This is a genomic window from Cyanobium sp. BA20m-14, assembly GCF_024346295.1.
In genome coordinates, this window is sequence record NZ_JAGQCR010000126.1 from 1 (window position 1) to 9032 (window position 9032).

At 67.9% G+C, this 9032-nt stretch carries 7 protein-coding genes and 1 pseudogene; 4 read left to right on the forward strand and 4 right to left on the reverse strand.

The genetic code is table 11. The features are described from left to right. Together KBZ07_RS11930 and KBZ07_RS11935 are read left to right on the forward strand one after the other, a co-directional pair. Window positions 1–281: pseudogene (locus tag KBZ07_RS11930) on the forward strand (hypothetical protein); the annotation flags it as partial. A gap of 13 nt (window positions 282–294) precedes the next feature. Beyond that, window positions 295–2328, forward strand: coding sequence for a transglutaminase family protein (locus KBZ07_RS11935; RefSeq protein ID WP_254931820.1), 2034 nt, complete (start codon window positions 295–297; stop codon window positions 2326–2328). 2 nt (window positions 2329–2330) lie between these two features. On the opposite strand, the gene KBZ07_RS11940 is transcribed toward KBZ07_RS11935, so the two are convergent. The 4 genes from KBZ07_RS11940 to KBZ07_RS11955 all read right to left on the reverse strand — a co-directional run bounded on the left by KBZ07_RS11940 (window position 2331) and on the right by KBZ07_RS11955 (window position 6659). Then, window positions 2331–2807 carry a redox protein gene (locus KBZ07_RS11940; protein WP_254931825.1) on the reverse strand — a complete coding sequence of 159 codons (477 nt, stop codon included), beginning with the start codon at window positions 2805–2807 and terminating at the stop codon, window positions 2331–2333. A gap of 179 nt (window positions 2808–2986) precedes the next feature. Continuing rightward, window positions 2987–3793, reverse strand: a complete 807-nt coding sequence (cobA, locus tag KBZ07_RS11945) for a uroporphyrinogen-III C-methyltransferase (protein ID WP_254931821.1) — start codon at window positions 3791–3793, stop codon at window positions 2987–2989. Further along, on the reverse strand, window positions 3790–5121 hold the full coding sequence (locus KBZ07_RS11950) for a CbiX/SirB N-terminal domain-containing protein (RefSeq protein ID WP_254931822.1): 1332 nt from the start codon (window positions 5119–5121) through the stop codon (window positions 3790–3792). Before KBZ07_RS11950 ends, cobA begins: the two co-directional genes overlap by 4 nt. Then, the gene (locus tag KBZ07_RS11955) at window positions 5121–6659 is read right to left on the reverse strand and encodes a ferredoxin--nitrite reductase (RefSeq protein WP_254931823.1); all 1539 of its coding nucleotides are present in this window, start codon (window positions 6657–6659) and stop codon (window positions 5121–5123) included. The genes KBZ07_RS11950 and KBZ07_RS11955 overlap by 1 nt, the downstream gene beginning before the upstream one ends. Before the next feature lie 227 nt (window positions 6660–6886). On the opposite strand from KBZ07_RS11955, the gene KBZ07_RS11960 reads away from it, so the two are divergent. Together KBZ07_RS11960 and KBZ07_RS11965 are read left to right on the forward strand one after the other, a co-directional pair. Further along, window positions 6887–7954, forward strand: a complete 1068-nt coding sequence (locus KBZ07_RS11960) for an anthranilate phosphoribosyltransferase (protein ID WP_254931826.1) — start codon at window positions 6887–6889, stop codon at window positions 7952–7954. Between the two features lie 153 nt (window positions 7955–8107). Next, window positions 8108–9032 (forward strand): CmpA/NrtA family ABC transporter substrate-binding protein (locus tag KBZ07_RS11965; RefSeq protein WP_254931824.1); only part of this gene is annotated, 925 nt, incomplete at its 3' end.

A 9032-nucleotide genomic window follows, 5' to 3' on the forward strand; every position in this document is an offset into this window, starting at 1 on the left:
ATGCCTGGGCCGAGGTCTACCTCCCCGGCGCCGGCTGGCGGGGCTTTGACCCGAGCGGCAGCGGCATCATCGACGACCGCTACATCCCCCTGGCCACCTCCTCCAAGCCGGAGCTGACGGCGGCGGTCACCGGCAGCTTCTCCGGCCCCAACGGCGTAGAGAGCAAAATGAGCTGGAGCATCGAGGCTGAAATCCAGGAGTCGGCAATCCAAGCGTCGGCAATAGATAAGTCGACAATTCATGAATCGACAGGGGCCCCTGAGGTTCCCCATCCCCTCTGAGCCCGAGCCAGCCGTGTCTGAAGCGATCCCAGGCCCTGCTGAGGCCATCCCAGTTCCTGCCGAGGTAATCGAACACCGCCTGCGCCAGGCCGGCGTGCAGCTCACCATGGGTGGGGAGCCAACCTTGGTGCCCCTCGAACCGGATGGGGCGGAGTGGAGCGTGGCCGCCGATGGCCCCACCAAGCTCGGCTATGCCAGGGCCCTGGCCAAGGAGCTGCAACGTCGGGCCTGGCCCGACAGCACCCTGCTCTACTGCCCCGGCAAGCGCTACGACGGCGAAGTCAATCCCCGCTGGGCCCTACGGCTGATCCGCGGCGGCGACGGCGACCCCCTGGCGCTCTGGCCTAGCCCGAACCCAGCCGCGGTGCCCAGAAAAAGCCAGGCGCTGAAATTTTTGGCGAAACTCGGCGAGGTGCTCGGCTGCCGCCTGCACCCCCTGGCCCTGAGGGACCCCCACCAGGCCGATCGGCGGATTTGGGCCATACCGCTGAGCTGCGAGCAGGGCCGCTGGCATTCGCTCAACTGGCCGCTGGCCAAGCCCCTGCGCCAGCTCAGTGCAGCCCAGGGCCCGGCCGGGCTGCGCCTACCCCTGCAGCACTTCCCTGAGCAGGGCCTGCGCCAGGTGCTCACCCTGGAGCTCGATGGGGAGGGCTGGGGACTGTTTCTGCCACCCCTGGCCCGGGAGCCCCTGGAACAGCTCCTGCAGCTGATCGCCCGGCACAGCACCGCCTGGCAGCGGCCGGAGCTCAGCGGCGTGCTGCCGGTGGACTGCAGCGGCCACTGGCAGGTGCTGGGCCTGACGGCCGACCCCGGCGTGCTGGAGGTAAACCTGCCGGTGTGCCCCAGCTGGCAGGACTATGCCGAATGGATCCTGCTGCTGGAGCAGGCCGCCGCGGCCGTGGGCCTGCGCTGTTGGCGTGAGCAGGGCGGGCGCCGCGAGGGCACCGGCGGCGGCAACCACCTGCTGCTGGGGGGGCCGAGCCTGGAGACCAACCCCTTCTTTGCCCGACCTGCCTGGCTGGTGGGAATCCTGCGCTACTGGCAGCACCACCCATGCCTGGGGTACCTGTTCAGCGGCCGCAGCGTCGGCCCGGCTTCCCAGGCACCCCGAACCGATGAGGGCTCCGCCAGCCCGCTGGACCTGGAACTGGCCCACCGGGCCCTCGAGCACCTGCCCCCGGGGGACCAGAGGGTGGCGATCGGCGAAACCCTGCGCCACCTGCACGCCGACCGCAGCGGCAACACGCACCGCAGCGAGATCAGCCTCGACAAGTTCTGGAACCCGGCCTGGACCGCAGGCTGCCAGGGGCTGCTGGAATTTCGGGCCCTGGAGTCCTTGCCGGAGCCCGGCTGGACCAACGCCGTCGCCCTGCTCTGGCGCGCCCTGGCCGTGCATCTGCTGGAGCCCGCCCATCGCCCCAGCCAGCTGCGTGACTGGGGCCCAGCCCTGCACGACCAGCTCCTACTCCCCAGCCAGCTCTGGAGCGATCTGGAGCAGGTGCTGGCCGAGCTCGCCGCTGCCGGCCTGGCGCTCGATCCCAAACCCTTTGCGGAGATCTGGCAGTGGCGCTTCCCCCAGCTGCTGCACTGGCAGGAGGGCGCAGCGGAACTGACGATCCGCCGGGCCCTCGAACCCTGGCCCCTGCTCTGCGACACGCCGGTGGAGGGGGGCAGCACCAGCCGCTTCGTGGACAGCTCCCTGCGGCGCTTTGAACTGATCACCAGCCCCGACTTCCGCCGCCGCTTCCGGCTGGAGCTGCAGGGCAGAGCCTTGCCCCTGCCAGCTCCAGAGGAGCAGGGGCCGCTGTCCGTGCGCTACCGCCAGGAGGCCCTGTTCCCCTGCCTGCATCCCTGCCTGCCGGTGGATGTGCCCCTAGAGCTGGAACTGAGCGATGCCGCCAGCGGCACCAGGCTGCAGGCCTGGCGGCTGGAGCGGGAGGAGCAGGGCTTTGGGCCCATCGCCGCCCAGCCCGGGGGCCCCAGGGCTAAGGGGCCAAGCCTGCGCGGCCCAGAACCGGGCTCCTGCAGCCTCGATCTGCGCCTCTAGGTCTACCAGCTCACCCCGTGCAACTTGGGGAGGGGCGCCGTTTTGAAGGTGGTGGCAAACAGGCGCGGGATGCGGCGGCTGTTGTAGACGCGGAATTCCCGCAGCACGCTGGCACCCTCCTCGCGCACGGCCTGGTTGAGCACCACCGAGCCATCCGGGTCGGAAACGGAGCGGTGGAAGGTGCCCGGGGGAATGCGCAGGATGTCGCCGCCGGTTTCCAGGCGAACTATGTGATACGGGTAATTCCAGCCGAGATTCACCAGGTAGAAGGTGCGGCCGCCATGGAGGGCCAGCAGGTTGTCCTCCTGGTGGGGGTGCAGATAAAACTGCCAGGCGCCAGTCTTCTCCTCGTCAGGGGGGCTGATGGCCGGGCCGGCATGGATCACCAGGTCGCGGGCATTCGATGCGGCGACGGTGATGTCAAAAAAGCGCACCGCCGGGGTATCTCGAAACTTCTCGTAGGGGATCAACTCAAACATCGGCGCCGGTTTGGGCATGAACGCAGTCATTAGGTCCGGCACGGAGGCTGGCTTGGGAAGCATCAGTGAAACGAACAATCCGACCAACCAACCGTTTCAACCACTACTGAAACCGCCAAACCACCGGCCAGTTTCGCTAGTGACCCGCAGAGCCTGCCCCTCAAAGCAGGGCCTGCCCCTCAAAAGGGAATCGGCATCTCCACGGCAGCTGGAGCAGGACTGCAGGCGGCCACCCGCTGGGCCACCACCGGGCCCACCAGCACGATCGAGGGGGAGGCGAAATTCTGCTCGCCGGCCCGGTCGGCCAGTTCGCCCAGGGGGCTGAGCAACAGGCGCTGGCCCACCACCGTGCCCTGCTGGATCACCGCCGCCGGCGTGTCAGCGGCCAGGCCCCCCAGCATCAATTCCTCGGCGATGCGGCGCAGGTTGTGCAGGCCCATGTAGATCACAAGGCCGTCGCTGCAGCGGGCCAGGCCGCGCCAGTCGACCCCCGGACGCTGCTTGTCGATCTCCTCATGGCCGGTCACAAAGGTGACGCTGGAGCCGGCCCGCCGGTGGGTCACCGGAATGCCAGCGTAGGCAGGCGCCGCGATGCCCGCCGTCACGCCGGGCACCACCTGCACCGGAATGCCCCGGGCCGCCAGGTGGGCCGCCTCCTCGCCGCCCCGGCCAAACAGAAAGGGATCGCCGCCCTTGAGCCGCACGATCAAGCGGCAGCGGCCGGCCAACTCCACCAGAACCGCATTGGTACTGGGCTGGGGCACCGAATGGTGACCGCGGCGCTTGCCCACGAAGCGGCGCTCACAGCCCGCCGGCACCAGATCCAGCAGGGCCTTGGGCACCAGGGAGTCGTAGACGAGGGCATCGCACTGCTGCAGCAGGCGATGGGCCTTGAGGGTGAGCAGCTCGGGGTCGCCCGGACCCGCCCCCACCAGATACACGGTGCCGGGCTGGGGGACAGTGCCTGGCTGGGGGGCAGCACTCATGGCAAGGCCTCGAGTTCGCTCAGCAACAGCTGGTGCAGGAGCGGCCTTTGCAGCAGCGGCGGACCCACCTGATCGGCAAGCTGGTCGGTGAGCCGATTGGCCGCCAGAACCAGGGGCAGCGCCGGTGCGGAGAGGGTCAGCTGCAGCTCGGCGAGGTGCTCTGCACTGTATGGAGTGGCCAGACAACGGCAACCGGTGCGCCGTTCCAGGGTGGCCAGATATCGCCCTGCCAGGGGGCCCTCAAGGGGATGGTGCAACAGCAGGGGCACAGCGGAGCCCTGGGAATCCCTGGGGCCCAACCCCGCCAGCTCCACAGCCAGCGCCGCCTGCCAGCGGGGCCAGGCCCCCAGAAAGGGGATGCGCTGCACCCTCGCAAACCCAGCCCAATGGCGCGCGATCGCCGGCAGGTCGTGGCGCACGTGGCCGCCCGGCAGCAGCAGCAAGGGCACCAGGGTGAGCTGCTGATCGCCCAGATCGCCCAGCAGCAGCTCCTGGGGCGCCGGCGGCGCCAAAGCGCTGAGGGCCTGCAGGCGCACGGGCGCCCCGCGGCGGCGCTCCAGTTCGGCAGCCAGCGCCACCAGCTCAGCCGGAAGCTCCCCGCCCATGCGGCCATGCACCACCAGCAGCAGGGGCCGGGCGGGGATGGCCGCGAGGCGGCGACCAAGGCGCTCCGCCAACTGGGGATCCAGCTGGCGAAGGCCCAGGGGCACCAGGGCCCGGCGGGCGCCGGGCAAGCGGGCCAGCAGATCCACCGCTGTGGCAGCCAGCTGGGTATCCAGATCGGCGGCGAGGGCGCTGAGCACAACCCGCAGCTGGGCCCGGGGCCACACCGACAGGCCCCGGGCCACCCCCTCCAGCGCTGCGCGCCGCAGGTGCGCAGCAATCGGCGCCTGCAACCAGGCCTGCAGCACCGGCCAGGCCTGACGCTGGCGCTGGTGACCCAGCAAGGGAAGCAGGGCCGCCGCCACGGCGGGGGGCAACTCCGCAGCAAGGGCAGCCGGGCCCGCGGCCCCCTGCTCCAGCAACCAGGCAGCACTGGCCCCATCCAGGTGGCGCAGCACCTGGGCGGGTACGGCGGGATCGGGCTTGGCCTGCAGGCGCCACCAGCGCAGCAGGCGCAACTGGGCCGGCGGATCCAGTCGCTCCGCCAGGATGGCTAAAAGATCCTGGTCTGTCCCCAGAACCCCAGCCTCCAGAGCCGCCAGCCAGGGTTCGGCATCCAGCTCGGGCTGGCTGCGCAGCTGTTGCAGCCAGGGCCAGCGATCCGCGCAGCCACTGGGTGGCAGATCCGCCGGCATTAGTTGGGGCGCAACAGGGGCCAGGGCCATCAGGAGGCTGCCGGCTCGCGGCGGCGAGCTCCAAAGTGCTCTACGAAGAGCTGCTCCAGCACATCCGGCAGGTCGCTGAGGGGCACTCCCTTGTGGTGCAGCTCAGCCAGCTTGGGCTCGGCGCCCATGGAGCCGCCGAGAAACAGCTTGGCCGCCTCCACCATCTCCCCATCCTTGCGGGCCTTGGCCCCCATCAGCCCGATCTGACCCATGTAGGGCTGGCCACAGGCATTGGGGCAGCCGGTCCAGTGCATGCGCACCGCCTCAGGCAACTCGATGCGCCGCTCCAGCTGTTCAAGCACCTGCTGGGCCACGCTCTTGGTGGGGATCAAAGCGAAGCTGCAGTAGGCGTTGCCGGTGCAGCTCACCGCTTCAGCCTGCAGGGTCGAAGGGTCGGGGCGGAAGCGCTGCAGCAGGGGTTCGGCCAGCAGGGCCTCGAGGCGATCGCCGGGCACATTGACGATCAAGGCGTTCTGGGCCTCGGTGAGACGCAGCTCGCCGCTGCCATAGGTGCGTGCCAAACCGGCAAGCTCCAACATCGAAGCCGCCTCCAGCCGGCCCATGGGCACATGCAACCCCACCCAGTGGAGCCCCTCCTGCTTCTGGCCATGGACGCCCAGGCCCGAGCGGGGGGCGCGGTTTACCAGGTGGGAGCCAGCGTGGCTGAGCACGGGTTCGGCAAAGGCTGCAACCAGCTCAGCCCGGTAGGCATCGATCCCGAGCTCGTCGATCAGATACATCAACCGGCTTTTGTTGCGCTGCTGCCGGTTGCCTGCGCGCTCGTAGTGATGCAACAACGCCAGGGTGAAGTCGGCTAGCTGCTCCGCCCGCAGCCACAGTCCCAGGGGCACCGCCAACTCGTTGCGCTGAGCTGAAAAGAAGCCCCCCACCAGCACCGTGAAACCCAGCTCACCGTTGTGCTCGGCCGGCAGGAAGGCCAGGTCGTTGTGCAGCAGAAAGCTATCTGGTGCGCCCCCCACGGCCACATTGAACTTGCGCGGCAGGTTGCGGGGACCGGCCGGCCCCAGCAGCCGCGCCTGAATCGCCTCCACCAGGGGGCGGGTGTCGACGATCTCCTCTGGGTCAATGCCCGCCAGCGGGTTGCCGGTGATGTTGCGGGGGTTGTCGTGGCCCGACTGGCGGCTGGTGAGCCCCAAGGTCTCCAGCGCCACCATCAGCGGCGCCATGTCCTCCAGCAGCAGGCCCCGCAGCTGCAGGTTTTGGCGGGTGGTGATGTCGGCACTGCCGTGCTCGCCACAACGATCGATCGCCTCAGCCAGCAGCTCCAGCTGCTCAGCGCTGATCACGCCGTTGGGCAGCCGCAGCCGCAACATGAAGCGCCCGGGCGTCACAGGCCGGAAGAAGATCCCCAGCCACTTGAGCCGGATCGTGAGCGTGGCTTCGTCGAGTGCTTCCCAGCCTTCACGCCCCATTTCGGCAAGCCGGGGCGCCAACTCCAAGCCGCAGAGCTCGGCCTTGGCCTGCTCGATTTTGCTGAGGGGCGGCTGGCTGGCCGCAGAAATGGTGGAGCTAGTCATGGGGCGGAATCTCGAAACACGGAACAACCTCGGCATGTCCGCCCTGCCGCCACACAGCCGCAAGGTGGATCCGAGCAAGCGCCGATGAGAGCTACGCCGCCGGAAAACAGAAATGGGAAAAAAGCTCCCCGCAGGGAGACAATTGGAATTGTCTGCAGTGCGAGTCGCTTCCTGTGTCGCAACCGCTACAATCCGTAGCTCCAGAGGCGGAGGCAGAGCTCAGACGCCTGCAGCGCCTCGAAGCCCTCGGCCCCGAACGGGCCCGCTTTCGCGAACTGATTGCCAAGGTGGGCAGCGGTGAGCACACCAGCACGGGCCTCAGCCGCGATGAGGCCCGCGACGCCATGGACCTGATGCTCCAGGGTCAGGCAAGCGATGCGCAGCTTGGAGCCTTCCTGATCGCCCACCGGATTCGCCGGCCGCTGCCGATCGAATTGACCGGCATGCTCGACAGCTACCGCAGCCACGGCCCGAAGCTGGAGACCCCTGGCCGCCAGGCCATTTGTTTCGGCGTGCCTTACGACGGCCGCAGCCGCACCGCCCCCCTGCTGCCCCTGCTCGCCCTGGTGCTGGCCAGCGCCGAGATCCCGGTGGTGCTGCACGGCGGCGACCCGATGCCGGTTAAGTACGGAGTCACCTTGGCCGAGCTGTTCGCCGCCCTCGGCATTGAATGGCGTGGGCTCAGCCTCGCCGCTCTGCAGCAACGGCTGAGCACCCACCACCTGGCCCTCACGCACCAGCCCGACCACTTCCCAGCCGCGGAAAGGTTGCTGCCGGTGCGCGATGAAATTGGCAAGCGCCCCCCCGTGGCCAGCCTGGAACTGCTCTGGACCCCCCACTGCGGCGACCACCTACTAGTGAGTGGTTTCGTCCATCCCCCCACCGAAAAACGGGCCTGGGAGGCCCTGGCCACCGCCGGTGAAACCGAGGTGCTCACCGTGAAGGGCCTGGAGGGGTCGACCGACCTACCCACCAGCCGGGCTGGCATCACCGCCCGGGTCCGCCAGGGCTCGCTGGAGCGGCTGCTCGTGCACCCCCGGGACCACGGCCTCCACGGCGATGAAATCGCCTGGGAAAACTTGGAAACCTGGCAGCAGCAAGCACTGGCCGCCCTCGGTGGCGAAGGCCCCCTGGCCGCACCGCTGCTCTGGAATCTGGGGGCCTACCTCTGGCTGGCTGATCGCTTCGAAAACCTTGCTGACGCCCTCGAGCAAGCGCGAGCTCTACTCGCCTCGAGGTGCGGCGAGCGACTGCGGCAAACCCTGGCCAATCCCAGCGAAAGCGGCAATCGGTAGCAATTGCAACCCTCAAGTTGAAGCCAGCCGTGGTCTTGTAATTGGGTCGGTCAGCTTGTGCGCCGGCTCGATTTTTAGACCGGTTCGGTGCGCTTCTTTGTGGAGCCCGTCCGGAGTGCAGTTGCCGCCACTCCGGCCCATCCCAATCCAGCCATGTCCAACCTTTCGCGCCGCAAGTTTCTAATCACCGCCGCCGGTTCGGCAGCTGGAGCCATCTGGCTAGCCGCCTGTGGCAGCCCCAGCAAAAAATCTGAAAATCAAACAACAAGTCAGGCCGGTGGTGCGGATGCACCTGAGCTGAAGACTGCCACCTTGGGCTTCATCGCCCTCACCGACGCTGCGCCCCTGATCATTGCCCTGGAGAAGGGTTTGTTTGCCAAGCACGGCATGCCCGAGGTGAAGGTGGTGAAGCAAACCTCCTGGGCCGCAACCCGCGACAACCTGGAGCTAGGTAGCAGCGGCGGCGGCATTGATGGCGCCCACATCCTCTCGCCTATGCCGCTACTGCTAACTGCCGGCACGATCACCAAGACCAAGCAGCCCCTGCCGATGTACACCCTGGCGCGGCTAAACCTGCAAGGCCAGGGGCTGTCGGTGTCGAAGGACTACCTGGCTAACAAGCTCAGCATCGACAACAAAGAAGGCTTGGCAAAAGCAACGCAACAGGCCAGCGCTAAGGGCAAGAAATTCAAAGCGGCCGTTACCTTCCCCGGCGGCACCCACGACCTATGGATGCGCTATTGGCTCGCCGCCAATGGCATTGATCCCAATAAGGATGCCGACCTGGTAGTGGTGCCACCCCCCCAGATGGTGGCAAACATGCAGACCGGCACCATGGACACCTTCTGCGTTGGTGAGCCCTGGAATCAGCGCCTGGTGAACAAGAAACTGGGTTACACAGCCGCCGTCACCGGCGAACTCTGGAAAAACCACCCCGAGAAGGCCTTCTCAATGCGCGCCGACTGGGTTGATCAAAACCCCAAGGCCGCTAAAGCCCTGCTGATGGCCGTTCAGGAAGCCCAGATCTGGTGTGAAGACCCAGCAAACCTTGATGAGCTCTGTGAAATCACAGCCAAGG